General features: G+C 64.1%; 26 protein-coding genes and 1 tRNA gene. 5 read left to right on the top strand and 22 right to left on the bottom strand.

Annotation, left to right across the window (positions count from 1 at the left end):
• Positions 1 to 664: 664 nt before the first annotated feature.
• The 9 genes from AC0L3X_RS32465 to AC0L3X_RS32425 form a co-directional block, all read right to left on the bottom strand.
• Positions 665 to 2,842 (bottom strand): AAA family ATPase, encoded by a 2,178-nt coding sequence (locus AC0L3X_RS32465; protein ID WP_473317118.1) that lies wholly within the window; start codon positions 2,840 to 2,842, stop codon positions 665 to 667.
• Between the two features lie 300 nt (positions 2,843 to 3,142).
• A complete protein-coding gene (locus AC0L3X_RS32460) occupies positions 3,143 to 3,352 on the bottom strand; it encodes a helix-turn-helix transcriptional regulator (RefSeq protein WP_283016744.1) in 210 nt (69 codons plus the stop codon).
• 182 nt (positions 3,353 to 3,534) lie between these two features.
• Positions 3,535 to 3,612, bottom strand: a tRNA-Pro gene (locus AC0L3X_RS32455).
• A gap of 110 nt (positions 3,613 to 3,722) precedes the next feature.
• Positions 3,723 to 4,307: a MerR family transcriptional regulator gene (locus AC0L3X_RS32450; protein ID WP_071913245.1), complete on the bottom strand. Its 585-nt coding sequence runs from the start codon at positions 4,305 to 4,307 to the stop codon at positions 3,723 to 3,725.
• Positions 4,308 to 4,331: 24 nt separating this feature from the next.
• Positions 4,332 to 4,673: an integration host factor subunit alpha gene (locus AC0L3X_RS32445; protein WP_028152484.1), complete on the bottom strand. Its 342-nt coding sequence runs from the start codon at positions 4,671 to 4,673 to the stop codon at positions 4,332 to 4,334.
• A 131-nt stretch (positions 4,674 to 4,804) separates the two neighbouring features.
• The gene (locus AC0L3X_RS32440; RefSeq protein ID WP_071913243.1) at positions 4,805 to 5,785 is read right to left on the bottom strand and encodes a beta-ketoacyl-ACP synthase III; all 981 of its coding nucleotides are present in this window, start codon (positions 5,783 to 5,785) and stop codon (positions 4,805 to 4,807) included.
• Entirely contained in the window at positions 5,782 to 6,843 is a 1,062-nt protein-coding gene (plsX, locus tag AC0L3X_RS32435) for a phosphate acyltransferase PlsX (protein WP_063982863.1), read from the bottom strand. The genes AC0L3X_RS32440 and plsX overlap by 4 nt, the downstream gene beginning before the upstream one ends.
• A 298-nt stretch (positions 6,844 to 7,141) precedes the next feature.
• Positions 7,142 to 7,711, bottom strand: a complete 570-nt coding sequence (locus AC0L3X_RS32430; RefSeq protein ID WP_283016745.1) for a YceD family protein — start codon at positions 7,709 to 7,711, stop codon at positions 7,142 to 7,144.
• A complete protein-coding gene (locus AC0L3X_RS32425; RefSeq protein WP_283016746.1) occupies positions 7,708 to 8,289 on the bottom strand; it encodes a ubiquinol-cytochrome C chaperone family protein in 582 nt (193 codons plus the stop codon). Before AC0L3X_RS32425 ends, AC0L3X_RS32430 begins: the two co-directional genes overlap by 4 nt.
• Before the next feature lie 98 nt (positions 8,290 to 8,387).
• Here AC0L3X_RS32425 and AC0L3X_RS32420 point away from each other — a divergent pair, with 98 nt between their 5' ends.
• Positions 8,388 to 8,873 carry an outer membrane protein assembly factor BamE gene (locus AC0L3X_RS32420; RefSeq protein ID WP_028152489.1) on the top strand — a complete coding sequence of 162 codons (486 nt, stop codon included), beginning with the start codon at positions 8,388 to 8,390 and terminating at the stop codon, positions 8,871 to 8,873.
• 117 nt (positions 8,874 to 8,990) lie between these two features.
• Positions 8,991 to 9,992, top strand: coding sequence for a Bug family tripartite tricarboxylate transporter substrate binding protein (locus tag AC0L3X_RS32415; protein ID WP_166097063.1), 1,002 nt, complete (start codon positions 8,991 to 8,993; stop codon positions 9,990 to 9,992).
• Between the two features lie 169 nt (positions 9,993 to 10,161).
• Here AC0L3X_RS32415 and AC0L3X_RS32410 read toward each other — a convergent pair whose 3' ends face one another.
• The 13 genes from AC0L3X_RS32410 to AC0L3X_RS32350 form a co-directional block, all read right to left on the bottom strand.
• On the bottom strand, positions 10,162 to 12,282 hold the full coding sequence (locus tag AC0L3X_RS32410) for a sodium-translocating pyrophosphatase (RefSeq protein WP_071913231.1): 2,121 nt from the start codon (positions 12,280 to 12,282) through the stop codon (positions 10,162 to 10,164).
• A 281-nt stretch (positions 12,283 to 12,563) separates the two neighbouring features.
• Entirely contained in the window at positions 12,564 to 13,172 is a 609-nt protein-coding gene (locus AC0L3X_RS32405; RefSeq protein WP_283016747.1) for a hypothetical protein, read from the bottom strand.
• Between the two features lie 121 nt (positions 13,173 to 13,293).
• Positions 13,294 to 14,292 (bottom strand): thiamine-phosphate kinase, encoded by a 999-nt coding sequence (gene thiL, locus AC0L3X_RS32400; RefSeq protein WP_283016748.1) that lies wholly within the window; start codon positions 14,290 to 14,292, stop codon positions 13,294 to 13,296.
• A gap of 175 nt (positions 14,293 to 14,467) precedes the next feature.
• A complete protein-coding gene (nusB, locus tag AC0L3X_RS32395; RefSeq protein ID WP_063982855.1) occupies positions 14,468 to 14,965 on the bottom strand; it encodes a transcription antitermination factor NusB in 498 nt (165 codons plus the stop codon).
• Positions 14,966 to 14,967: 2 nt separating this feature from the next.
• A complete protein-coding gene (gene ribH, locus AC0L3X_RS32390) occupies positions 14,968 to 15,459 on the bottom strand; it encodes a 6,7-dimethyl-8-ribityllumazine synthase (protein WP_166342075.1) in 492 nt (163 codons plus the stop codon).
• Between the two features lie 184 nt (positions 15,460 to 15,643).
• Entirely contained in the window at positions 15,644 to 16,252 is a 609-nt protein-coding gene (locus tag AC0L3X_RS32385; RefSeq protein WP_085399860.1) for a riboflavin synthase, read from the bottom strand.
• Complete coding sequence (gene ribD, locus AC0L3X_RS32380; protein WP_283016749.1) at positions 16,252 to 17,400, bottom strand: bifunctional diaminohydroxyphosphoribosylaminopyrimidine deaminase/5-amino-6-(5-phosphoribosylamino)uracil reductase RibD; 1,149 nt, start codon at positions 17,398 to 17,400, stop codon at positions 16,252 to 16,254. The genes AC0L3X_RS32385 and ribD overlap by 1 nt, the downstream gene beginning before the upstream one ends.
• Complete coding sequence (gene nrdR, locus AC0L3X_RS32375) at positions 17,397 to 17,879, bottom strand: transcriptional regulator NrdR (protein WP_007603426.1); 483 nt, start codon at positions 17,877 to 17,879, stop codon at positions 17,397 to 17,399. Before nrdR ends, ribD begins: the two co-directional genes overlap by 4 nt.
• A 15-nt stretch (positions 17,880 to 17,894) precedes the next feature.
• Positions 17,895 to 19,193 carry a serine hydroxymethyltransferase gene (gene glyA, locus AC0L3X_RS32370; RefSeq protein ID WP_028152497.1) on the bottom strand — a complete coding sequence of 433 codons (1,299 nt, stop codon included), beginning with the start codon at positions 19,191 to 19,193 and terminating at the stop codon, positions 17,895 to 17,897.
• Between the two features lie 259 nt (positions 19,194 to 19,452).
• The gene (locus AC0L3X_RS32365) at positions 19,453 to 19,674 is read right to left on the bottom strand and encodes a hypothetical protein (protein ID WP_283016750.1); all 222 of its coding nucleotides are present in this window, start codon (positions 19,672 to 19,674) and stop codon (positions 19,453 to 19,455) included.
• A gap of 37 nt (positions 19,675 to 19,711) precedes the next feature.
• Complete coding sequence (locus AC0L3X_RS32360; protein ID WP_283016751.1) at positions 19,712 to 19,948, bottom strand: hypothetical protein; 237 nt, start codon at positions 19,946 to 19,948, stop codon at positions 19,712 to 19,714.
• Positions 19,949 to 20,146: 198 nt separating this feature from the next.
• Positions 20,147 to 20,665, bottom strand: coding sequence for a transcriptional regulator LdtR (gene ldtR / locus AC0L3X_RS32355; RefSeq protein WP_011087797.1), 519 nt, complete (start codon positions 20,663 to 20,665; stop codon positions 20,147 to 20,149).
• Between the two features lie 521 nt (positions 20,666 to 21,186).
• Complete coding sequence (locus AC0L3X_RS32350; protein ID WP_283016752.1) at positions 21,187 to 21,690, bottom strand: DUF6163 family protein; 504 nt, start codon at positions 21,688 to 21,690, stop codon at positions 21,187 to 21,189.
• Positions 21,691 to 21,828: 138 nt separating this feature from the next.
• Between AC0L3X_RS32350 and hemB the strand changes: the two genes are divergently transcribed.
• The 3 genes from hemB (at position 21,829) to AC0L3X_RS32335 (ending at position 24,612) form a co-directional block, all read left to right on the top strand.
• Positions 21,829 to 22,890 carry a porphobilinogen synthase gene (gene hemB / locus AC0L3X_RS32345; RefSeq protein WP_085399885.1) on the top strand — a complete coding sequence of 354 codons (1,062 nt, stop codon included), beginning with the start codon at positions 21,829 to 21,831 and terminating at the stop codon, positions 22,888 to 22,890.
• A gap of 275 nt (positions 22,891 to 23,165) precedes the next feature.
• Positions 23,166 to 23,705: an RDD family protein gene (locus AC0L3X_RS32340; RefSeq protein WP_063982851.1), complete on the top strand. Its 540-nt coding sequence runs from the start codon at positions 23,166 to 23,168 to the stop codon at positions 23,703 to 23,705.
• A gap of 130 nt (positions 23,706 to 23,835) precedes the next feature.
• The gene (locus AC0L3X_RS32335) at positions 23,836 to 24,612 is read left to right on the top strand and encodes an arginyltransferase (protein ID WP_014494765.1); all 777 of its coding nucleotides are present in this window, start codon (positions 23,836 to 23,838) and stop codon (positions 24,610 to 24,612) included.
• Positions 24,613 to 24,752: the final 140 nt, after the last annotated feature.

The raw sequence follows: 24,752 nt of genomic DNA, 5'->3' as shown, positions 1-24,752 counted from the left end.
TCTTGGTGTGGCCTTGACGGCTGCACACGGGGAAAAAAGTTCGAAAACCTGCGGGATTTAGCGCGCGATTGTGCGGCCGGAAGTTGAGGCCCACGGTGGGAGAGATCGAGATGGCCCCTACCCCCGCCTTGTCATAGCCCTGCGCTTCCGCAGCAACTTTTCCGCCATCCGAGGCGCATACTGTCCCGCAAAGAGGGCGACTGAGCGCGGTGGGTTGCGGGGGTAGCCGGTGCGGATTCTAGCCATGCACGGCGGCTGCAAGGTCGGTGAAGTCGGCGACCTGAATGGGGCCGTTGTCGTTTGCTGGTTTATACAGGTGTTGTGCACCCTTGAAGGGTTTCGTTTTTTACCGCTTCAGCGGTCTTGGCGTGGCCGGCTGCCGGCTGCACACTTCCCCGTGTTTGGGTTTTGGTTCTGCACGCGTGAAAGTCCGCCTTGGGGCGCCAGGTCCCTGAGTGGACGGCGGGAGGGATCGAGGGACCCTGCCCTATGGCACGTCGTACCGTACAGCGTGCCCCCCAGAGAAATAGAGGGTACGTACGATTAGATTTTCTCCCAATGACGGGGGTGTGTAAAACACACACCCCGTCATAGTATTTGGTTTTATGTTTGTGCGTCCTGCACGGCGTACGCACACAAACTATTGTTTTATATAATGTTTTTATTAGTCCGTACCGTAGCGCCCGCGGGCAGGTACGGCCGACGTATGCTTCCGCCGGCCTGACGAAACGACGTTCGCAGCGCTCTGCCGTGCCGCGTTCTCAGCGTGCAGTACGCGCGCGGCTTCGGGGGCTGCTTGCTCGCCCTTTTTGGTAAGTGACCAAACACCAAGGTCATACTGTATCATCTGCGCCTTCTTGAGACGGTCCGTCACGGTCTGTGCCTTGCGCTTGGCTGCGTCGTCATCGCCCCACTTCAGGAATTCCGCCAAGTCGCGCAGGCTGCGTTTGCCATTGGCGCGAATAGCAATAAGCATCTCCTGGTCCTCTTTCATGGCAGCAGCCGCTCGCGCGGAAAGCTCGCCGTCACTTACAGTTCTCGCCATGACGGTGGGAATCTGCCTGCCACGACTATCCACAAGGGTCGGAACGCGGATCTCGGGAAGGTCGAACGTGATACGAGCAAATTCGGGGCCTCGGAATTTGCCCTGCCAATGAAGTTCGGATGTGCGCTCGCCCTTCTTTGCTAGAGCGAGATTGCCGTCCACCTCATTCAGGAACGCCCCGCCGCCACGCGGCAGAAGGTTGCCTTCGCTTGCATTCTTAATAGGGTGGCTCGCTGCGATGACGGCGGGTCTGCACTCCATACGCGTCAGGGAGCGAAGAAGTCGCGCGTAGGCCCCCATTTCCACGTTGCTATTCTCGTCGGTGCCGGGGAAGTAGGCTGCCGTGGTGTCGACGAATATCGTATCAACACCGCCAAGGGCGATGACGTCCTGCTCGATGCGTTCGGCGAACTCCGGGATCGAAAACACGCCCTCAATAAAGTGGACATCAACGTCGTCTGGATTCAGACCTGACTCGTGGCACAATCCAATCCAGCGCATCCGTACGTCATCCGGGTTTTCGCCCGCGAAATACAGAACCCGACCACGCTTAACACCTTGCCCGGATAACGGCTCACCTCGTGCGATACACGAAGTCATCAGTAGAGCTACGGCCGTCTTGCCGGCGCCGGTCTGCCCTGTAATCGAATAGAGGAATCCAGATTGAATAATGCCGTCTATCAAATAATCCGGCGGAACAAACCCGCGCACGAACTCCCCTGACGACATGATGCCGGGGAACGCGTCCCGGGTGTCCTCGTCATCGTCTACACCAACATTCCCGGCATCCCTTATCTTCAGCAGCGCCTCAGGGCTAACCGCGTGCGTGCCGTCGTCTGGCTCGCCAACGCGCTCCCTCAACCAATCCACCGCTTCGTGCGATTGCAGCCTTCGACACACTCCAACCAGATCGATCGGAGAATATCCGCGGTTGTTATCCGCATAATCGCAGATGCCCTCCGGTTGGATATTTAGAGCGCGCCCACGTTTCTTTGCCGTCGAACTATTCGACGGACGGAAACTCGCAACCGCGTGGTAGCCGGCGTGATATCGCTTCAGCTCTTCAAGACCCAGCTGGGGCACCCAAGCGTCAAGATAGTCATAGGCACGCTGGTTGAGTGCCGACCACGGATGGTCAGACCATGCGTGCACCGGCTTCTCATTGTCATTGGCTGGGGCTTTACTGCCGTGCTTTATGAGCGTCCCGTGTTCCGAAAGGTACGCCTCGGCGCTGGCGAGCATCGCGTCAATGTCATCGGCGTGGATCTCAGGAAGCTCGACGAACGGCGTTTCGGCCGGCGAACCGTTGAACCACTCGTAATTGCGGCCGGTTTCGGGATGTGTGCCGTAGGCCACGAATTGTTGCCCGGCGCCCAGCACCTCGACCTGGCATTTTTGGCCGTCGATCAAATACGCGCCGGTTGCTACCTTTCCGCGCGGACTGTCGCTGCGGAATACATAACAGCGCTTTGGTGCTTTCCCGATGCGATACGGCGCGGCTGCGAGACCCGGAAGTTTCGCGACCATTGCAAGAATGGCATCTGATGTTGCTTGGTCTGGCGTATCGACGTCTATAGCGACGACAGAGCCAGTAAGAACGCCGGTGTTATGACCGTGCGGGTACAACCGCGCCAGGCCCTCCATCTGCTCCGCTGACCACTTTGAGTTTGACCAGCCCAGGCCACAGGCCTTCTTCCCACTGCAGGGAACGACTCGGTATCCCTGCGCGATTAGGCCGCGGCGCAGATGTACGATGGCCTCGGTGGGGTCAGTGGAAGTCTTAGCTGCGGTTTGCATCGGTCGGAAGCTCCAAGAGTTTCGCAAGGGCAAGATCAGAAATCGCGCGGTTGAACTGCTCGCCAAAAGCGGCAGTTCGCTCGCTGAAGGCATTGGGCGCAACGGTCCAGGACCTCTCACCTGGGCGCTGCCGCAGAGCGAGGTTGTAGAGTTTGAGGTGGTCGTTCAGTTCGAGATCAAAACGCGCGAGCGTCGTCGAGCCCGGAGGTGCCGGGCGGATGCTGATTATTCGGAATGTGGAATCCCCTAAATCGGGGTTGCGCCTTTGGCGCGGTGCACCTGGCTAAAGCGCCAGTCGTGCTAGGCGGCTTTGGTGCCGCTCTCTTTGCTGTTGTCGTTAGCTACGGTGCAGGACCGCGCCCATTCGTCGAGCGCCTCGGTTGAATAAACGACTGCCTTGCCGAAACGCATGAACTCAGGACCGTTGGTCCCGTAGCAGCGAGCTTTATCCAGAAAAGATTTTGAGACGCCGAGATATTCGGCTGCTTCCCGAACCCTGATATTCGCCATGGTTGCCCTCCCGTGGTTGGCATTGCATTCACAGGAGTAGTGCGCGTCCAACGACGGGATACTAAAAAAGGCGACGGAAAATATTTTTGGGATGGGGGCGTGGTTCTTGGGCCGTTGGCTACATATTGGCTAAAAATCTTATAGCCAGCTCTTGAGACTTCCCGCTAAGTCTTTGATTTTATTGGTCGGAGCGAGAGGATTTGAACCTCCGACCCCTAGTCTCCCAGACTAGTGCGCTAACCGGGCTGCGCCACGCTCCGAACGTCGTTCCATTAGCTAGGATCGCCGCTTTGCGCAAGGCGAGGTCACAGCATTTTGGCGTCCGTGCCCACAGCGCCGGAACTGCCGGCAAAGCTCGCGAAAAGCGCCCCTAGCCGTCCTTCAGCGCCTGATCCAGCATCTCCCGGCACGCGACAAGGTCGGCGAGCACCCGCCCAAGCCGCTCCCGGTCGATGGCGCTGGGCCCGGCTGGTGCGGCGGGGGTGCCGCCCTTGCGGAAGGTGGTGAGGATGTCCTCGTCGTCGACCTCGGTGAAGCGGAAGTCGATGCCTTCCTCCTCGTCGCCCTGGTAGTCGTCTTCGTCGGCATCCGTGACGCCCTTGATGGGCGCCTCGTCGTCGTCGTCGGGCTCCATCAGGCTGGCGCCGATGGCATCCTCAATGGCCCCGAACGAGACCGCGGCCGCGCCGTCGGCGAGGCCCTGCACCGACTTGACGCCGTGCTCCTTGAGGATCCGCTGCACCCCGCGGATGGTGTAGCCCTCCCCGTAGAGCAGGCGGCGGATGCCCTTGAGCAGGTCGACGTCGTCGGGGCGGTAATAGCGGCGGCCGCCGCTGCGCTTCATCGGCTTGATCTGGGAGAATCGGGTCTCCCAGAACCGCAGCACGTGCTGCGGAATGTCGAGTTCCTGCGCTACTTCGCTGATGGTTCGGAACGCATCCGGCGCCTTGTCCAAATGCCAAATCCTTCGCGCAGGCGGTTACGCCTCGGGTTGAGCCTTGCTGGCGTCGCCATTGCCGCGATGCTGGGTGTTGATCCGCTGCTTCAGGATGGCCGACGGCTTGAACACCATGACGCGGCGCGGCGAGATCGGCACCTCGGTGCCGGTCTTCGGGTTACGGCCGATACGCTGACCCTTCTTGCGGACCATGAAGGAGCCGAAAGAGGACAATTTCACCGTCTCGCCCTTCTCCAGGCAGTCGGTGATCTCCTTCAGGACGAGTTCCACGAAGGCGGACGATTCCGTGCGCGACAGGCCCACCTTCTGGTAGACGGCCTCGCAGAGATCAACACGCGTTACGGTTTTGCTTTGGTCGGTCATCGCCCTGCCCCACATCACGGCGAACAATTGTTGTCTGAAATTATGAGGTTACGATACGCCGGTCAACAGCGCTCATCAATGCAGGCGCATCGATAATGGCTAATTCCGGCAAAATTTTATCGAATGTGGCGCTACCAGCGCACCAGCGCGGAGCCCCAGGTGAACCCGCCGCCCATCGCCTCCAGCAAAACCAGGTCGCCGCGCTTGATGCGGCCGTCCTTGCGCGCCACCGACAGCGCCAGCGGGATCGAGGCCGCCGAGGTGTTGCCGTGGCGGTCCACCGTCAGCACCACCTTCTCCGGCGCGATGTGGAGCTTGTGGGCGGAGGCGTCGATGATTCGCTTGTTGGCCTGGTGCGGCACAAACCAGTCGATGCTGTCGGCATTGAGCCCGGTGGTCTGGAAGGCGTCGACGATCACGTCGGTGATCATGCCGACCGCGTGCTTGAAGACCTCGCGGCCCTCCATGCGCAGATGGCCGACGGTCTGGGTCGAGGACGGACCGCCGTCGACGAACAGCTTTGCCTTGTGGCGGCCGTCGGAGCGCAGGTGAGTGGTCACGACGCCCCGGTCGGTCGCGGCGTTGCCCGGCTGCTCCTGTGCCTCCAGCACCACCGCGCCGGCACCGTCACCGAACAGCACGCAGGTGCCGCGATCGTTCCAGTCGAGGATGCGCGAGAAGGTCTCGGCGCCGATCACCAGCGCGCGCTTGAAGGCGCCGGTGCGCAGGAAATTGTCGGCGGTGGCGAGCGCGAACACGAAGCCCGAGCACACCGCCTGGAGATCGAACGCCGCGCCATGGTTGATGCCGAGCGCGTGCTGCACCGCGACCGCGGTTGCGGGGAAGGTGTTGTCAGGCGTCGAGGTCGCCAGCACGATCAGCTCGATCGACTGCGCGTCCACGCCGGCGTCGCTGAGCGCAGCCTGCGCCGCCTTGATCGCCAGATGCGAGGTGAACTCGCCCTCGGCCGCGATATGCCGCTCGCGAATGCCGGTGCGCTGCACGATCCATTCGTCGGACGTATCGATGCGCGCCGCCAGCTGGGCGTTGGTCACCACCTGCTCCGGCAAATAAGAGCCGCAGCCCAGCACGACCGAACGAATTTGAGTCACGAAACAGCCTCCTGCGCGGTCTGCACGGAACTAAGTGCACCACCCTCGCGGTTGAGCATCTGATTGATCTTGTTCAGGAGATCGTAGTGAGCCATCTCATAGCCAACATCGATCGCATAGGCAAAGCCTTCGGAGCTGATTCCACCATGGCTCTTGACCACGATGCCGTTCAATCCAAGGAACACGCCGCCGTTGGACTTGTTCGGGTCCATCTTGTCCCGCAGGGCCTTGAAGGCGCTGCGCGCCAAGAGGTAGCCGAGCTTGGACAGCCAGCTCCGCTGCATCTCGTTGCGGAGTAATTCCGCCATCTGCCGTGCGGTTCCCTCGGCGGCCTTGAGCGCGATATTGCCGCTGAAGCCTTCGGTGACGATGACGTCGGCCAGCCCCTTGCCGATGCCGTCGCCCTCGACGAAGCCGAGATAATCGAGCTCCGGCAGGTTCACCGCACGCAGCCTGTCCCCGGCCTCGCGGATCTCCTCGTGCCCCTTGATCTCCTCGGTCCCGATATTGAGCAGGCCGACCGTGGGCCGGGGCTTGTCGAACAGGACGCTCGCCATCGCGGCGCCCATGACGGCGAGCGACACCAGATGGTGTGCGTCGCCACCGATGGCGGCACCGAGGTCGAGCACGACCGATTCGCCGCGCTTGGTCGGCCATACCCCGGCAATCGCCGGGCGGTCGATGCCCGGCAGCGTGCGCAGGTGGAAGCGCGACATCGCCATCAGCGCGCCGGTATTCCCGGCGGAGATCACGACATCCGCCTCGCCCTTCTTCACCGCGTCGATGGCGAGCCACATCGAGGAGGTCTTGCGGCCGCGCCGCAGCGCCTGGCTCGGCTTATCGTGCATGGCGACGGCGACGTCGGTATGGATGATCTTCGAAGCGGCCTTGAGGGCGGGATGCTTCTCGAGCTCGGGCTCGATCTTGGCGCGGTCCCCGACCAGCAGGAATTCGATCTCGCGATGCCTGTGAAGCGAGATGGCGGCGCCTGGAATGACCACGGCGGCGCCGACGTCGCCCCCCATGGCGTCAAGCGCGATGCGAACCTTGCTTGGCATAAAAGTCCTGGAAACCTGGTCTGGTGCGGTCTTGAACGAGCTGTGCCGCAAAATGGGTCCGCCATGGACATGGCGACCGGTCAGGCGCCACGCGGCGCCCGGACCGGGGCGCGACAATAGCGTTTTGTTATCCCGAAACAACCTCTTGCCCCCAGCCTTTTGCATTCGGGGCGACCCGCGGGCGGCGGCGAAAATTCACAATAAGCGCATTGAAATCAAACAGATATAAGCTCCTTTCAAAGCATCCGGACAAGCGGCTCACGCACCCCGCAAAGCGATCCTCACCGGGAATGCCCAGCTATTTGCCCTTCTTCTTGTCCTGGAGCGCCTTCAGCGCCGCGAACGGATGGTCCTCGGGGTCCAGCGCGGTGACCTCGGCCTCGAACTTGACGCCCGGCTTGCGCGGATAGGGATCGACCGCCAGGAACAGCGCATCGGTGGCAATCCGGCCGAGATCGATGATGCCGTTCACGATTGCCTCCGGCGGATCGATCACCTCCGGCGGCTCCGCGTCGTCCTGCCCCTCCTCGATCAGGTCGGCCATCTTCCGAACCTCGGCTTCGGGGGCGAACACCAGATCGACGTCCTCCTCGATCTCGCTCTCGATCGGATCGAGGGTGACGACGCAGATCTGGCCGATCCGGGCACGGACGTGCCCCGTAACCTGGATCCGGCCGCCGCTCTTGGGCACGACGTCGAAAGCAGCCTGGGCGGAGAGCACCTCCCGCAAGCCGCCGACCTCGGCGATGGCCTCCAGCTCGGCGGCTGAAGCCTCGAGCTTGCGGTGCAGGCCGGTGTCGGGGATCTGCGCGACGATGACGGGGGACCGCCAGGGATCGGGTCTGGATTCGGCGTTCGGTCGGCTCATCGCGTGATGTCCTCAGTGAGCGCTGGGGGATACTTGAAAGGCGCGCGCAGCAGCGTGGCCTCGTCGGTCCGGCCGAGATCGGCCTCGGTGGCCCGGGCGTAGGCCGCGAGCCGCCGCGCCTGGTCCATGCCGGTCCCATTCAGGATATTCTTGCAGATGGCGGCTGCCAGCGCCTCGCCGCCACCTTCGATGGCTTGGTCATAGGCCTGGACGCGGCCATAAAACGCCTCGCCGAAGGCCCGCATCCGCTTCGGCACGGTCTGGTCGCCTATCCCCATCTCGCGCAGATTGTCGTCCATGTCCTCACAGAAGCGGTCGAACAGCGCCTGCGACAGCTCCGTGGCGCCCTGGCCCTGGTTGGCGCCTTGGTTGACGCTCTGGACCGTGCGCAGGCGTCGCAGCAGCAGCCAGAGATGCAGCAGCAACAGGTCGAAACGCCCGTTAACCGTATCGGGCACGCCCAAGTCGCGGTAAAATATGGGTTCTCGCGCCTGCGTCACGATCATGCCATAGATGGCTTCAATGGTGCCGCGCGGGGCTTGCCGGGGTTTCCTGAAGTGATTGAACGGCCAAACCATTGTGGGTTCCGCAAGCGGGCGTGCGCGTGTTGCAATTGCAGTCTCCGCCCGGTACTTCAGCGCCTCGCGCGACGCAAGGGGACGGAATCAGTTCCACGATGACGATAACGAACCAGACCAGCCTGCGCGCCAACAAGCCGCGCGGCCTTCATGCACGCTGGCGCGGTTTGCGCATGCTCGCGGCCGTCGCCCTGGTCGGCGCCGCCCTTGCCGGCTGCACCGGCGAGCAGTTCCAGAAGGGTTACATCCTGCCGCCCGGCGCGCTGGAGCAGATTCCGATCGGCGCGAGCCAGGACCAAGTGCTGATCGTGATGGGCACGCCCTCCACGGTCGCAACCCTCGACGGCGAGGTGTTTTACTACATCTCGCAGCGCTCGGAGCGGATGGTCGCCTTCATGAACCAGAAGGTGGTCGACCAGCGCGTCATCGCGGTCTATTTCGACAAGAATCGGCGCGTGCGCCGGCTGGCGAATTACGGCCTTCAGGACGGCAAAATCTTCGACTTCATCAGCCGGACCACGGCGACGTCGGGTCAGGAGATGAACTACCTCACGCCGCTGTTCAAGCTGCTCAGCTTTAACTGAGTCTTCAGCCTGCGGCGTCGTGCCGCCCTCCGCGCGGCGCTTGCCGTCGCGTGCGGCTTGCCGTTGCGCGCCCGGTTCCATACGCTCCCTGCAAAACAAGAAGCAGGGAGTGGATTCGTGCCCAAGACTTTGTTGTCCCGCCGTCGCGTGCTCGCCGGTGCTGCCGGCCTCTCCGCCGCAGCAATCCTGCCGCGGTCGAGCCTGGCGGACTGGAAACCCACGGAAAACGTCCGCATCATCGTGCCGGCTGCGGCCGGTGGCTCGACCGATGTCATGGGCCGGCTCCTGGCCGCACATCTGCAGACCGCCTGGGGCCAGTCGGCGGTCGTGGAGAACCGCTCCGGCGGCGGCGGTACGATCGGCACGGCCGAGGCCGTCCGCGCCAAGCCTGACGGCCACACCATCCTGATCGGCAACCCCGGGCCGAACGCGATCGCCTACAGCATCTTCAAGAACCTCACCTACAAGCCGGACCAGCTCCAGCCGGTCTCCAACATGATCCGGATCCCGAACATCGTCTCGGCGCATCCGAAGACCGGCATCAAGTCGGTCGCCGAGCTGATCGCATATCTGAAGACCAACCCGGACAAGCTCAGCTACGCCTCGTCCGGCGTCGGCCAGAGCCCTCACCTCACCGGCGCCTGGTTTCTCCAGCTCACCGGACTGAAGATGACGCATATCCCGTTCCGCGGCGCGGGCCCCGCGCTCCAGGCCGCGCTGGCCGGCGACATCCAGATCCTGTTCGACAATCTCTATCCGAGCCTGCCGCAGGTGCAGAACGGCACCCTCACCGGCCTCTGCGTCACCACGACCGACCGTAGCGACCTCGCGCCGAACCTGCCGACCATGCGCGAGAGCGCGCCGGAGCTGGCCAATTTCGACGTGTCGTCGTGGTTCTCGGTGTTCCTGCCGAAGGGCGTGCAGCCCGCCGTGCTGGAAGCGCTCAATCTTCAGGTCAAGGCGATGCTGGAGCGCGACGACATCAAGAAGAACATCTCCGCCATGGGCGCCCGCGCCGATTACGGCTCGCCGCAGCAGTTCGCCGACTTCGTGGACGCCGAGACGAAGAAGTTCGCCGGCATCATCCAGAAGGAAGGGCTGCAGATGGACGTGCAGTAGGCACCACATCCGTCATTGCGAGCGCAGCGAAGCAATCCAGACTTTCGCCGCGGGAAGATTCTGGATTGCTTCGCTACGCTCGCAATGACGTGGTGAGAGGCTCCGGCCCACCAAAACAAAAACCCCGCGGCTCGCGCCGCGGGGTTTTGTCTTGTGTCGCTTGCGCCGCTCAGTGCGCGAGGATCGCCAGCAGCAGCAAGGCCACGATGTTGGTGATCTTGATCATCGGGTTCACCGCCGGTCCCGCCGTATCCTTGTAGGGATCGCCGACGGTGTCGCCGGTCACGGCCGACTTGTGGGCATCACTGCCCTTGCCGCCGAAGTGACCGTCCTCGATGTACTTCTTGGCGTTGTCCCAGGCGCCGCCGCCCGAGGTCATGGAGATCGCGACGAACAGGCCCGTCACGATCACGCCGAGCAACATCGCGCCCACCGCGGAGAACGCAGCCGACTTGCCGGCCGGGCCGCCACCCGCGATCGCATAGATCACGAAGTAGACGAAGATCGGCGACAGCACCGGCAGCAGCGAGGGGATGATCATCTCCTTGATCGCCGCCTTGGTCAGCAGGTCGACCGCCTTGCCGTAATCCGGCTTGTCGGTGCCCTGCATGATGCCCGGCTTTTCGCGGAACTGCCGGCGCACCTCCTCGACGATCGCGCTTGCCGCGCGACCGACCGCAGTCATGCCCATCGCGCCGAACAGATACGGCAAGAGGCCTCCGAACAGCAGGCCGACAACCACGTAGGGGTTGTTGAGCGAGAAGTCCGGATTGACGCCGGCGAAGTACGGATGGTGCGCGGAGTCCGCAACGAAGAACTTGAGGTCCTGGTTGTAGGCCGCGAACAGCACGAGGGCACCGAGACCGGCGGAACCGATCGCGTAGCCCTTCGTCACCGCCTTGGTGGTGTTGCCGACCGCATCGAGCGCGTCGGTCGACTTGCGCACCTCCTTCGGCAGGCCCGCCATCTCGGCGATGCCGCCGGCGTTGTCGGTGACCGGGCCGAAGGCGTCGAGGGCGACGACCATGCCGGCCAGCGCCAGCATGGTGGCCGTCGCGATCGCGATGCCGAACAGGCCCGCCAGGCTGTAGGTGACCAGGATGCCGGCGATGATGACGATCGCGGGCAGCGCGGTCGCTTCCATCGAGACGGCGAGACCCTGGATCACGTTGGTGCCGTGACCGGTCACCGACGCCTGGGCGATCGACTTCACCGGACGATAGTCGGTGCCGGTGTAGTATTCGGTGATCCAGATGATCAGCGCGGTGACGACGAGGCCGACGATGCCGCATTGGAACAGCGACATGCCGGTGTAGTCGACGCCGTCGAGCTTGCCGAAGCCGATCAGATAGTAGATCACGCCGGCGATGCCGATCAGCGACAGGATGCCGGTTGCGATCAGGCCCTTGTAGAGCGCGCCCATGATCGACTGGCTCGGCCCGAGCTTCACGAAGAAGGTGCCGATGATCGAGGTGATGATGCAGATGCCGCCGATGGCGAGCGGCAGCGTCATCATGTTCATGAGGATCGGCGTCTTGGCGAAGAAGATCGCCGCGAGCACCATGGTGGCGACCGCAGTCACCGCATAGGTCTCGAACAGGTCGGCAGCCATGCCGGCGCAGTCGCCCACGTTGTCACCGACATTGTCGGCAATGGTGGCCGGGTTGCGCGGATCGTCCTCGGGGATGCCGGCCTCGACCTTGCCGACGAGGTCGCCGCCGACGTCCGCACCCTTGGTGAAGATGCCGCCGCCGAGACGGGCGAAGATCGAGATCAGCGAGGCACCGAAGCCGAGCGCCACCAGGGCGTCGACCACGAGACGGCTATCAGGCGCCAGTTTCAGCGAGTGCACCAGGAAGCCGAAATAGAGGGTCACGCCGAGCAGCGCGAGACCCGCCACCAGCATGCCCGTGATGGCGCCTGCCTTGAAGGCGAGCTCGAGGCCGCCGGCAAGCGACGTGGTCGCTGCCTGGGCGGTGCGCACATTGGCGCGAACCGAGACGTTCATGCCGATGAAGCCGGCCGCCCCCGACAGGACGGCGCCGATCAAGAAGCCGATGCCGACGTAGAGACCAAGGAAATAGACAAGCAGGACGAAGATGACGACGCCGACAATACCGATCGTCGTATACTGGCGCCGCAGATACGCCTGTGCGCCTTCAGCGACTGCGCCTGCAATTTCCTGCATGCGCGGTGACCCCGCATCCGCACTCAACACCGAAGACGTCGCCCAGATCGCGTAGACGATGGAAAGCACTCCGCAGAGCACTATCAACCATAATGCTGTCATGTGATTTTTGCCTCAGATCCTTGATGTACGTACCCCCGGCGCCTTTTGTTTTTCCGTCATGCGGTGGGCGCCCTTATTTGAACAGGGCCGCCCCTTGCACGAAGGTGTGGCCCTGGTCGGTCACAAGCTTGCCAAAATCAAATTGAGGGTGCAACGCCGGATGAGGCCGAAAAAGCCGATCTCGGCAAGTATTTAGACCTAATCCCGAGCGCTTGGCCGCCGGCCTGGCGCAGCACCGGGAGGCGACCTCAGAACCGGGCGAGGCTTGGCCTGGGCCACGCCTAGGCCATCGCCCTCACGGGATGGCGAGAGGCTGACGCCATTTCCAGGGTCTGCCCGTCGGCTGTTGTACGCCGGTTGAAGATCTTGACCTCGTAGACGCCGCCATTCGGGCCGACCTCGTGCGTCACCGAAACGACCTGCTCGCGTGTGAGGCTGCCGAGCTGCACATCCTGGTCGGGCAGGATGAGCGTCGCCAGCTCATTGACGAACACCACCACGAGATGGCCTTTCGGCATGTTGCTCTTCGACAACAAGCGCAACTGGCCGTGATAAGGCTGCCGCGTCCAGGCCGATGGCACGCCGGGATCGACCACGACCTGGATGTTGTTGGTCTCGGGGTGCAAAGTGAGCACCATCTTCGACTGATCGGGCTTCCATTGCATGGACATCGTCGGCTCGGTTTTCCAGAGACAATTGAACGCCGCGCACTCGCTCGGCAGTTTGTCGTGGATCGTGCAGCCTCGGCCGGGCTTGCAATGCGAGCACCACTTGCCGGCGGCCTTGCCGAGCTCGACCACGTTGTAAACCTTGCAGCAGAGCGTGCAGCTTCCGCACTCCCTCCCGGGAACAATCTGCGCCTCGCTCAAACCCGCAACGGCCGCCGTCATAGAATCAAATCCATTGGCTGCATTCGCACCAACGGTTCGGATACATCTACTTGCTTTCGTCGGGGTTGCGGCAAGCGGCGACCGGCAAATCCGGATAGATCGGGCTCGAGGCGAGTCGAATTCAGAAGTGGCTGTAGGACAGGCGCTTCAAGGCCAGTTCCTGGCCCTGACCGTCCAAAAAGCGCGGCCGTTCGCGGCCCGCGACGATCGTGCCGATCGCCGTGACGGCCACGCCCGCCGCCTGCCCCGCGGCAATCAGCGCCTCACTTTGCGCCGGCGGCACCGTGCACAGCACCTCGTAGTCGTCGCCCCCGGCGAGCAGCGTCTCAACGCAAATAGCGTTGCGCGCGATCAGGCCGGCCGCAGCAGCCGAGAGCGGCACGTTCGCGACGTCAACCGTGGCCGAGACGCCCGACGCTGCACAGAGTTTCGCCAGATCGCCGGCGAGCCCGTCGGAGACATCCATCGCGGCCGTCGCGTGGTCGCGCACGGCCTGCGCCAGCACATTGCGCGGCTGCGGGATGCGATAGCGCGAGACCAGCATTTCCCTCGCTTGCGGTTCGGACGCGAGCGCCCCGGCTGCGGCGCCGCCTGTGAGCAGGTCGAGGCCGAGCGCGGCATCGCCGATCGTTCCCGTCACCAGGATGCGGTCGCCCGGCCGCGCGCCGGTACGGCCGACCATCCGCCCCTTCGGCACGCGGCCGAAGGCGGTGATCGAGATCATCTGCGGCCCCGGCGTCGACACCGTGTCGCCGCCGAGCAGCGGGCACACGAAGGTCCTGCTGTCCTCGCCGAGCGCGTCCGCGAACGGCCTGAGCCAGGCATCCTCCCGGCTGCGCAGCGCCAGCGTCAGCACGAAGCCGGCGGGCGCCGCGCCCTTGGCGGCGAGATCGGACAGGTTCACCCGCAGCGCCTTGCGCGCGATGGTGTCGGGCGGATCGGTTGCAAGATAATGCACGCCCTCGACGACGGCATCGGTGGTGACCACGATGTCGTCGCCGGACGGGGACAACACCGCGGCATCATCGACCAGCCCGAACGCACCGGGGTCAGTCGCCAGCGGCTTGAAATAGCGCGCGATGAGGGAGTCTTCGGCGGAGGGGTTTTGAGAGTCTGCCATCGGCCTTAGCCACACCCAATGCTGTCATCGCCCGGCTTGACCGGGCGATCCAGTACGCCGAGACGGCAGTGATGAATTACGACCGCCGCGGCGTACTGGATCACCCGCCTTCGCGGGTGATGACAGCGGAGTATGGGGCAGCCGCATCGCATCTCTTCACCGCCCTCGTGGATAACTACCCCCGCCCGAACTCATCGCCGCGGAACTGGCGGCCGATCTGGTCGAGCACGGCGTTGACCATGCCGGTCTCCTCGCGGTCGACGAAGGCATTCGCAACGTCGACATATTCTGACACGACGACGCGGCCCGGCACGTCCTTGCGATGCTGGAGCTCATAGGCCCCTGCCCGCAGCACCGCGCGCAGGATGGCCTCGATCCGCTTCAGCGGCCAGCCCTTCGACAGCGCCTCGTCGATCAGGGGATCGAGCATCTTCTGGTCGCGCACGACGCCGGAGACCACGTCGCGAAAGAAGGCGGCTTCCGCCGGCAGATAGGTATCGCCCTCGACCTCGTTGCCGAGCCAGTGGCTCTCGAACTCCGCAAAGATGTCGTTGATGCCGGCGCCGGCGATGTCCATCTGATATAGGGCCTGGACGGCCGCGAGCCGCGCCGCACCGCGCCGGTTCGCTTTCTTCTCGGTGCCAGCCGGCGGCTTTTTGCTGTGATCGGCCATGATCAAGCCCGCGCCAGCCGGCGCTTGATGCGCAGCATCGCAAGCGCGGCGCGCGCGGCATCGCCGCCCTTGTTGAGCTCGCTGGCGCGCGCCCGCGCCCAAGCCTGCGCCTCGGTGTTGACGGTGAGGATGCCGTTGCCCAGCGGCAGCTTTCGCGAAACCGCAAGATCCATCAGCGCGCGCGAGGATTCCTGCGAGACGATCTCGAAGTGGATTGTGTCGCCGCGGATCACGCAGCCGAGCGCGATCACCGCGTCATAGGGCTTGCCGTTCGCCGCAGCGGCATCGATCGCGATGGCGACCGCCGCCGGGATTTCCAGCGCGCCGGGAACCGTGATGACGTCATGCGTCAGACCGGCTGCCTTCAGCTCGGTCACCGCGCCGTCCAGAAGCGCATCCTGGAGATCGTCATAGAACCGCGCCTCGACAATCAGCGCGCGTGCGCCGGAAATGTCGGTCTGGTCCTTCAGGGGTGCGCGTCGCGCGTCTGCCATCGTCTAAATCCGTTCTACAGAGGTCGGCGCTATGTAGTCGCCGGACGCATGTAAGCCAAGTTCAAAGACACTGTCATTCCGGGGCGATGCGAAGCATCTAGCCCGGAATCTCGAGATTCCCCGGTGCGCAATTGCGCACCTGTGGTCTGGTCCATCGGACCATCCCGGAATAACGGCTCCGCCGTCACTTCATTTCCGTCAGCCGCGCTGCATAGCGGGCCATCAGGTCGACCTCGATATTGACCTCGGCGCCCGCTTTCCAGCCGCCGATCGTCGTGACCGTCAGGGTATGCGGAATGATCAGCACCGAAAAGGTCACGTCTCTCACCGTATTGACCGTCAGCGACACGCCGTCGAGCGTGATCGAGCCCTTGGTGGCGATGAAGCGCGCGAGCTCCCGCGTGGTCGAGAGCTCGAACCGCGCCATATCAGGCAGGTCCTCGCGACTGACGAGGGTGGCGACACCGTCGGCATGGCCGGCGACGATATGGCCGCCGAGTTCGTCGCCGATCTTGAGCGCGCGCTCGAGATTGAGCCTCGTGCCGACCTTCCAGTGCTTTGCAGTTGTCAGCGCCAGCGTCTCGGCGGCGGCATCGACGTCGAACCAGGTTCTGCCGCCTTCGACGCCGGAAGCAACCACCGTCAGGCAGACGCCGTTGCAGGCGATCGAGGCGCCGTCGGCGATGGTGGTCTGATCGTAGCGGCAAGCGATGCGCAGCCTGTGCAACTGGCCCTGCGCTGTCGGCGTGAAGCCGACGATCTCGCCGATATCGGTGACAATGCCAGTGAACATTACGCGCGCTCGTAGATGGTGAGAGTATCCTTGCCGAATGTCTCGCTAGCATGAACCTTATAGGCCTGCGACTGCGTGATTTTCGACAGGGGCAATGCATCGAGCGCATCGACGCCGCCCGGGCCGACCCCTTCCGCTCCGCGGAACAGCCAGATCTCGTCGGCGAGGTCGGCCGCGACGAAGGACGCCGCGACACGGCTGCCGCCCTCGACCATCAGCCGTGTGATGCCTTTCTCCGCCAGCACATGCAGCACGGCCGAAAGATCAAGCCCGGAAGCGTTTCCCGGCGGTACGCGGATGATCTGAGCGCCTGCCGCTCCGAGCCGCGTGGCGGCGGCGGCTTCCGCAAGCTCCGAGCCGATCACCCAGAGCGGCGTCTCCCGCGCGGAACGACCAAGCTGGCTCGCGGCCGGAATGCGCAGATTCTGGTCGAGCACGACGCGTATGGGAGAACGCGCTTCCATGCCCGGCAGGCGACAGTTGAGCTGCGGATCATCCGCCAGCACCGTGCCGATGCCGACCAGGATGGCGTCGCTCTGGGCGCGGAGCAGATGCACGCGATTGCGCACGGCCTCGCCCGTGATTGCAAGCGGCTTGCCGCCAGCCGCACCGATCTTACCGTCAGGCGAGACCGCGAGCTTCAGGATCACATGCGGGCGCTCGTCACGGATGCGGCGAAAATGCCCGGCATGGTCGAACGCGGCCTCCGCCGCGCACAGACCCACATCCACCGTGATGCCGGCGGCGCGCAAGCGCGCATGACCCTGGCCCGCGACTTCCGGATTGGGATCCTCGATCGCCGCGACCACCCGCGTGATGCCGGCGGCAATCACCGCGTCTGCGCAAGGCGGCGACTTGCCGAAATGCGAGCACGGCTCCAGCGTGACATAGAGCGTAGCGCCTCGCGCGGCCTCGCCGGCCCGGCGCAGCGCTTCGGGCTCGCCATGCGGTCGCCCGCCTGGCTGCGTCCAGCCACGGCCGATGATGAGCCCGTCTTTCACGATGACAGCGCCCACGGCAGGATTGGGCCAGGTGCGCCCCTGCCCGCGCTTGCCCAGCGCCAGCGCCAGCTGCATGAAGCGGCGATCGGCGTCCTTGGACTCGCGGGCCTTCTGCGCGAACTGATCCTCCAGGATCCGAAAGATCATTTGCGGATCGCGGCGAGCCGCGCTTCCTCCTCACCGGAGAGCTCGCCGAGCACGTCGGCGAAATCCTTGGCCTCGCGGAAATTGCGATAGACCGAGGCAAAGCGCACATAGGCGACGTCGTCGAGCGTGCGCAGATGCTCCATCACGGTCTCGCCGATCACCTCGGAGGAGATCTCGGCCTCGCCACCGGTCTCGAGCTCGCGGACGATGGTGGAGACCATCTTCTCGACCCGCTCCGGCTCGACCTGTCGCTTGCGCAAGGAGATCGACACCGAGCGCATCAGCTTGTCGCGGTCGAACGGCACGCGGCGGCCGTTGCGCTTGATCACCGTGAGCTCGCGCAACTGCACACGCTCGAAAGTGGTGAAGCGGAAATTGCAGGCGACGCACACGCGCCGCCTGCGGATCACGGAAGAGTCCTCGGTCGGACGCGAGTCCTTTACCTGCGTATCGAGACTGTTGCAGTTCGGGCAGCGCATCCGTGTACCTTGACCTTACTGATAGATCGGGAACCGATCGGTGAGCGCCTTGACCCGCTCCTTGATCGCGGCTTCGACCAGCGGCGCCTTGCCGTCGTCGGACTGCGCGATCGCGTTCAGGACCTCGGCGATCATGCCGCCGACCTGCTGGAATTCGGCGACGCCGAAACCGCGGGTCGTCGCCGCCGGGGTGCCGAGACGCAGGCCCGAGGTAACGAAGGGCTTTTCGGGGTCGAACGGAATGCCGTTCTTGTTGCAGGTGATGGCGGCGCGGACCAGCGCCTTCTCCGAGACGTTGCCCTTCAGGCCCTTCGGCCTGAGGTCGACCAGCATCAGATGGTTATCGGTGCCGCCGGAGACAATATCGAACCCGTGGCTCTTCATCGCCTCGGCCAGCGCCTTGGCGTTCTCGACGACGTTCTTCGCATAGATCTTGAAGTCCGGACGCAGCGCCTCGCCGAAGGCGACCGCCTTCGCCGCGATTACATGCATCAGGGGCCCACCCTGCAGGCCCGGGAAGATCGCCGAGTTGAGCTTCTTGGCGAGCGCCTCGTCGTTCGAGAGGATCAGGCCACCGCGCGGACCGCGCAGCGACTTGTGCGTGGTGGTGGTGGTGACGTGGGCATACGGCACGGGCGAGGCATGCACGCCGCCGGCGACGAGACCGGCGAAGTGCGCCATGTCGACCAGGAGGTACGCGCCGACGCTGTCCGCGATCTCGCGGAAACGCTTGAAGTCCCAGGCGCGCGAATAGGCCGAGCCGCCGGCGACGATCAGCTTGGGCTTGACCTCTTCGGCCTGCTTGGCGACCGCGTCCATGTCGATGATCTGGTCCTCGCGGCGCACGGTGTAGTGCGCGGCCTTGAACCACTTGCCGCTCATGTTGACGGGCGAGCCGTGGGTGAGATGGCCGCCGGCCGCGAGGTCGAGGCCCATGAAGGTGTCGCCGGGCTGCAGCAGCGCCAGGAACACCGCCTGGTTCATCTGGCTGCCGGAGTTCGGCTGCACGTTGGCGAAGTTGGCGCCGAACAGCTTCTTGGCGCGATCGATCGCGAGGTTCTCGGCGACGTCGACCCACTCACAACCGCCATAGTAGCGCGCGCCCGGATAACCCTCTGCGTACTTGTTGGTCATCACCGAACCCTGCGCTTCCAGCACGGCACGGCTGACGATGTTCTCGGAGGCGATCAGCTCGACCTCATGGCGCTGCCGGCCGAGCTCGCCCTTGATGGCGGCGGCGATTTCCGGGTCGGCCTGGTCGAGCGAGGCGGTGAAAAACGAGTCGGGCGCGGAGGCGGTTCTGGCTGAGGTCATCTTGCGAATATCTCCACCGCCGCAGCCTTTTGGCGGGCTACGGGCGGTCTGGTGTGGCGATCGGAAGCGGCGAGCGCGATCTACCACATCACCCGCCCCCGGCCAAGTATTTGCGGGTCGGGCCTGATATTTATGCAAGATATGGTGGGGATTGAAGGATCCGGGCGAGCTGACGGCCCCTTGAACTGACCGCCCCGATCAGTCCTGAAGGGTCCGATTTGGACCTTAAAATCCGTGCCGATGCGGGCCGGACCTGCCCCTACAGCCCGGTATACCCCGCCTTCACGGGATCGACGCTGCCGTCGAGCTGGCGCAGATAGGTCAGCCCGCACACGGTCAACCTGTGGGTGTCCTTCTCGCCGGCTTCCATCAAGGTATTGAGATAGTTCGTGACCTTGGCCCGCGCCTCCGCGCTCGCCGCGGACGTGCGGTTCGCGAGCAGGTCATAGGTCTGCATGATGCGGTCGATGGCAACTTCCATGGCACCCTCTGGTTCTGTCGAATTTTGGGAGTTTTGATCAGGCAACCGCGCGGGCCCCGGACTGGGCCTCGAACCGGCCAATGGCCTTGTTGGCGAGCCTGATCTTGTTGAGCTCGCCGTGCTGCAGCAGCTTGACGATGATCTCAAGCAGACTTTCGTTGGTGACCAGCGTGTCGGGAATCGCGCCGGAGCGGCGGAGGTAATTCGCTGCGATGGCATAGGCATCGCTCACGAGTTCGACGTTCATTGCCTGAAGCCCGCGCTCGACCAGCATCGCATCCTCCGATCCGCAGTAACAACTGCGCTGCGGGGAACTGGTTCCGCTCGGCCGGGTCATTATTTCGCAGTCGCGAACGACAAAACGCACCGGTCCGGGCAAAGCCGGGCCGGCGCGCTTGGGGAAGTCAGGCACGTTCGGGAGGCCTGCCGGTCTTGTTATGGGCCGGCTTGGCCAAGTCCCGTCGCAAAGAACTCAGAGACGATACAGGATCTGGTCGGTCCAGAACCGCTCGAGGCGGTGCAGCGACTTGTTGAGGGTCGAGAACTCCTCGCCCGAGATGCCGCCGACCTGCTCCACCGTCTTGACGTGCTTCTGGTAGAGGGAGTCGACGATGCGGCGGACTTCCTGGCCCTGCGGGGTCAGGCGGATGCGCACCGAGCGGCGATCGACGCGCGAGCGCTGATGATCGAGGAAGCCGAGCTCGACGAGCTTCTTCAGATTGTAGGAGACGTTGGAGCCGAGATAGTAACCGCGCGTGCGCAGCTCGCCCGCGGTCAGCTCCTTGTCGCCGATGTTGTAGAGCAGGAGCGCCTGGACCGAGTTGATGTCCGCACGGCCGCGGCGATCGAATTCATCCTTGATGACGTCGAGGAGCCGGCGATGCAGCCGCTCCACCAGAGTCAAAGCTTCCAGATAGAGCGACTGCACCGAACCCTGCTGGCCGGAGACGCGCTCTGCGGTATCTGCCGCAGTTGCGACGGCTTTCATCATGACACTTCCCCTGTTGTCGTTTTTATCGACACTCATTCGACGAAACTTGTGCTCCGTCTGATAGGTGCAACTTAAGGGGGGCGTTTGAAGATCGGCTTAAATAAGAGAATAAAGAGATCATGAATTTAAGACAGTGAATTGCGGATTAAGCCTGTGTCACAAGGGCTTTTCGCAACCGTCTGTTGACCCTCGCAAGGTCCTGTTCACCCTCCGTCCGCCACCTCTGTCGCATTCCAGTACAGGGCCGCCCCGTTTCGAAACGGGCGCGTAAGAGCTGTGGCGGAACGCACGGAGTCAATGAAAAGTTACCTCGAATTTTAGGCAACGAACGGTCAACCAAGCCACGACTTCGGAAATGCCGCTCTCGTGTCCCGGACAAGCGCAGCGAAGCGGAGCGCAGAGCCGGGACCCAGAAGCCGCAAACGAGATCGTGGAGAGCTGGGCCCCGGCTCAGCAGCGCATCACTGCGTGCTGCGCTGCGTCCGGGGCACGAGAGAGTGTGCGTTGAAATCGCAAGCGCGCTACGGCGGCCGCTCGCGCGCGGCCATCCAGGCGAGCGCGAGATAGGCGGCGAGCATGAAGGCTTCGACACCGACGACGATCAGGCTGCCGCCGTAGATGCCCGGGAACATCAGTTCGATCACCGCCATCGACACCACGGTCGTCAGCCAGACCACCGCGCCCCACGGCGTCGCGAGCCAGAGGCCGACCGCGGCAACGAGCTCGATCACGGCGAAATAGACGGTGGCGGCCTGCCAGGCCATCGACTGGTTCTCGAACGCCTCGTCCTCGCCGCCGACGAAGCCGGTGACCTGGGCCCAGTGATAGAGGCCCTTCAGAATCGACAGCAGCGCCATCACTCGCAGAAACAGCACGAGCCGGCGCGTCCAGACATTGTCGTCGGACTCGGGGCGCTCCGACGAGATCGCCGCCACCGACATCGCGTTGTCTCTGGCGTTGTCTCTGGCGGCGTCCTTGGCACTGGCGCCGTCGCGGGCCGCATCGCGGGTGGAGATTTCGGACATGGTCCCCTTCTGGCTGCTTCGCCCCGCAAAATCAATCGGCTGCCCGAGCGACCTCAATTTTGCCTTGCGGCAGGTCAAGCCGCGGTGGCGGGAACCATGCGAGCTGGTATAAGAATAATTCCAGCCGGAGGAAGAATGATGGCGATCAAATACGGACGTCCGATCGAATTGCGCGAGGTTTCGCGCCGGGATGGCGCCAGTGCCTCCCCTGCCCTCGATCTGACCGTCCGCCCGCGCCGCAACCGCAAAGCCGAATGGGCCCGGCGCATGGTGCGCGAGAACGTGCTCACCACCGACGACTTGATCTGGCCGCTGTTCCTGATCGACGGCGACAACAAGCGCGAGCAGATCGCCTCGATGCCGGGCGTCGACCGCCTCAGCGTCGACCAGGCCGTGCGCGAGGCCGAGCGCGCCATGAAGCTCACCATCCCCTGCCTCGCGCTGTTTCCCTACACCGACCCGTCCCTGCGCGACGAGGAAGGCTCCGAGGCGACCAATCCGAACAACCTGGTCTGCCAGGCGGTGCGCGCGATCAAGAAGGAGTTTCCCGACATCGGCATCCTCTGCGACGTCGCGCTCGATCCCTTCACCAGCCACGGCCATGACGGCCTGATCTCCGACGGCAAGATTTTGAACGACGAGACGGTCGCGGTGCTGGTGCGTCAGGCGCTGGTCCAGGCCGAAGCCGGCTGCGACATCATCGCGCCGTCCGACATGATGGACGGCCGCGTCGCCGCGATCCGCGAGGGGCTGGACCGCTCTGGCCTGCTCGACGTGCAGATCATGGCGTATGCGGCCAAATACGCCTCCGCCTTCTACGGCCCGTTCCGCGACGCCATCGGTTCGGCCAAGACGCTGACCGGCGACAAGCGCACCTACCAGATGGACAGCGCCAACACCGACGAGGCGCTGCGCGAGGTCGATCTCGACATCTCCGAGGGCGCCGACATGGTGATGGTGAAGCCCGGCATGCCCTATCTCGACGTGGTCCGGCGCGTGAAGGACACCTTTGCGATGCCGACCTTCGCCTACCAGGTCTCCGGCGAATACGCGATGATCGCAGCGGCCGCCAACAATGGCTGGCTCGACGGCGAGCGCGCGATGATGGAGAGCCTGTTGGCGTTCAAGCGCGCCGGCGCCGACGGCGTGCTCAGCTATTTTGCGCCGAGGGTGGCGGAGAAGCTGCGGAGCCAGACGTAAGGTATCGCGGGATGGGCCAAGCGGCTTGTCCGCCGTAGCTCGAAGAGCGAAGGCGGAAGCGTGCCCACCATGCCAGCTAGCGATCGCGGAACGATGGTGGGCACAGCGCTAACGCGCCTTTGCCTACCCTACGACGCCCTCCCTGAACGACAGCGGTAACAGCCCCGCCCCCGAATTGCCGGAATATTTCGGCTTGTTGACGCCCGCACGCCCTTGGCACGGGGATGACTTGCTCCCATGTCCTGCCACGGGAGTTTCCCTTGGGAGAACGGACTATGTCGTATTCGGACTCGGGCAATGCCTGGCGCAATGACGGCGCCATGCAACCGCACGCCTTCGATCCCTATCTGCACCCCGAATTGTTCCGTGGCGTGGCAACGCGGCGGGCGTTCGCGTTCCTGATCGACATGGTCGTGATCTCCGTTCCCGTCATCCTCGGCTACATCTTCATCGCGCTGTTTGGCATCGTCACGCTCGGCATCGGCTGGGCGCTGTTCTGGCTGGCCTGGCCGGCCTCCGTTGTTTGGGCGATCGTCTATTACGGTGCCTGCATCGGCGGTCCGTCGTCCGCGACGATCGGCATGCGCCTGATGGATCTGGAGTTGCGCACCTGGTACGGCGCGCCCGGCTATTTCGTGCTCGGCGCCACCCATGCCGTGCTGTTCTGGGTGACGGTCTCGTTCCTGACACCTTTCGTGGTGCTGGTTGGGCTGTTCAACGGCCGCCGGCGCCTGCTGCATGATGTCGTGCTGGGAACGGTCGTGATCAACAATTCCGTCCGCGCGCCCGTGCCGCAGGCCGCAAGGACCTACTGAGAGCCTGATGATCAAGAACCTATCAACCAGGACCGACTAAACTGAGTGATCTGACCTGCCGAGTAGACCGATTGACCGGGGGCCTTCGTAGCGCGATGTTAATGCCCACTTTGGAGGCCCACGACGTCCCTTGACCCAGCACTCGCGCGACACCCCCCAATTTTACCTCACGGCGCCCTCTCCCTGCCCGTATCTGCCGGGCCGGCATGAGCGCAAGGTGTTTACGCACCTCGTGGGGGAGCGCGCGGGCGACCTCAACGACCTTCTGACCCATGGCGGGTTCCGCCGCAGCCAGTCGATCGCCTACCGGCCGGCCTGCGACCAGTGCCGCGCCTGCGTCTCCGTCCGGGTGGTCGCCAACGAGTTCCGCCCCTCCCGCAACTTCCGGAAAGTCATCGCGCGCAACGCCGACATCATCGGCGAGCAGCGCAGTGCGGTGCCGACCTCCGAGCAATATTCGGTGTTCCGCGCCTATCTCGACTCCCGCCACCGCCATGGCGGCATGGCCGACATGACCGTGCTCGACTACGCCATGATGGTCGAGGACAGCCATGTCGAGACCAGGATCATCGAGTACCGCAAGCGCGGCCCCGACAGCGGTATCACCGGCCGCGGTGAGGAGCTGATCGCGGTGGCGCTGACCGACGTGCTCAGCGACGGCCTGTCGATGGTGTATTCGTTCTTCGAGCCGAGCCAGGTCAGCCGGTCGATGGGCACCTTCATGATCCTCGACCACATCGCCCGCGCTCGCCGCCAGGGGCTGCCTTACGTCTATCTCGGCTACTGGATCGAGGGCTCAAAGAAGATGGACTACAAGGCCCGCTTCCTGCCGCAGCAGCGCCTCGCGCCGTCAGGCTGGCTGCGCATCGATGCGCAAGGTGACGCGACGTCAGAGCCGCAGGATTAGCTCGCTGTCATGCCCCGGCTTGACCGGGGCATCCAGTACGCCGCGGCTTCTCGGTTCAATCACAACCGTCTCTGGAATACTGGGTCGGGGGGGGGGGCCGGGGGCGGGGGCGCGGGGGGTGGGGGGGGGCCGCCCCCCAC

The sequence above is a fragment of the Bradyrhizobium sp. MI1.7 genome (genome assembly GCF_055811795.1).
Note: the sequence above shows the minus strand (reverse complement) of the source record. Positions and strands in the feature narration are given on the sequence as shown.

Bases quoted from the DNA above. Each gene is read 5' to 3' on its own strand.
- AC0L3X_RS32425 (WP_283016746.1), bottom strand. From the start codon at position 8,289: ATGGTTTGGCCGTTCAATCACTTCAGGAAACCCCGGCAAGCCCCGCGC.
- ldtR (WP_011087797.1), bottom strand. From the start codon at position 20,665: ATGATGAAAGCCGTCGCAACTGCGGCAGATACCGCAGAGCGCGTCTCC.
- AC0L3X_RS32430 (WP_283016745.1), bottom strand. From the start codon at position 7,711: ATGAGCCGACCGAACGCCGAATCCAGACCCGATCCCTGGCGGTCCCCC.
- thiL (WP_283016748.1), bottom strand. From the start codon at position 14,292: ATGGCAGACTCTCAAAACCCCTCCGCCGAAGACTCCCTCATCGCGCGC.
- AC0L3X_RS32350 (WP_283016752.1), bottom strand. From the start codon at position 21,690: ATGTCCGAAATCTCCACCCGCGATGCGGCCCGCGACGGCGCCAGTGCC.
- plsX (WP_063982863.1), bottom strand. From the start codon at position 6,843: ATGCCAAGCAAGGTTCGCATCGCGCTTGACGCCATGGGGGGCGACGTC.
- ribD (WP_283016749.1), bottom strand. From the start codon at position 17,400: ATGATCTTTCGGATCCTGGAGGATCAGTTCGCGCAGAAGGCCCGCGAG.
- AC0L3X_RS32420 (WP_028152489.1), top strand. From the start codon at position 8,388: ATGACGATAACGAACCAGACCAGCCTGCGCGCCAACAAGCCGCGCGGC.
- AC0L3X_RS32340 (WP_063982851.1), top strand. From the start codon at position 23,166: ATGTCGTATTCGGACTCGGGCAATGCCTGGCGCAATGACGGCGCCATG.
- AC0L3X_RS32365 (WP_283016750.1), bottom strand. From the start codon at position 19,674: ATGGAAGTTGCCATCGACCGCATCATGCAGACCTATGACCTGCTCGCG.
- AC0L3X_RS32465 (WP_473317118.1), bottom strand. From the start codon at position 2,842: ATGCAAACCGCAGCTAAGACTTCCACTGACCCCACCGAGGCCATCGTA.
- nusB (WP_063982855.1), bottom strand. From the start codon at position 14,965: ATGGCCGATCACAGCAAAAAGCCGCCGGCTGGCACCGAGAAGAAAGCG.
- AC0L3X_RS32360 (WP_283016751.1), bottom strand. From the start codon at position 19,948: ATGCTGGTCGAGCGCGGGCTTCAGGCAATGAACGTCGAACTCGTGAGC.
- glyA (WP_028152497.1), bottom strand. From the start codon at position 19,193: ATGACCTCAGCCAGAACCGCCTCCGCGCCCGACTCGTTTTTCACCGCC.
- AC0L3X_RS32410 (WP_071913231.1), bottom strand. From the start codon at position 12,282: ATGACAGCATTATGGTTGATAGTGCTCTGCGGAGTGCTTTCCATCGTC.
- AC0L3X_RS32405 (WP_283016747.1), bottom strand. From the start codon at position 13,172: ATGACGGCGGCCGTTGCGGGTTTGAGCGAGGCGCAGATTGTTCCCGGG.
- hemB (WP_085399885.1), top strand. From the start codon at position 21,829: ATGGCGATCAAATACGGACGTCCGATCGAATTGCGCGAGGTTTCGCGC.
- AC0L3X_RS32460 (WP_283016744.1), bottom strand. From the start codon at position 3,352: ATGGCGAATATCAGGGTTCGGGAAGCAGCCGAATATCTCGGCGTCTCA.
- ribH (WP_166342075.1), bottom strand. From the start codon at position 15,459: ATGGCAGACGCGCGACGCGCACCCCTGAAGGACCAGACCGACATTTCC.
- nrdR (WP_007603426.1), bottom strand. From the start codon at position 17,879: ATGCGCTGCCCGAACTGCAACAGTCTCGATACGCAGGTAAAGGACTCG.
- AC0L3X_RS32445 (WP_028152484.1), bottom strand. From the start codon at position 4,673: ATGACCGACCAAAGCAAAACCGTAACGCGTGTTGATCTCTGCGAGGCC.
- AC0L3X_RS32385 (WP_085399860.1), bottom strand. From the start codon at position 16,252: ATGTTCACTGGCATTGTCACCGATATCGGCGAGATCGTCGGCTTCACG.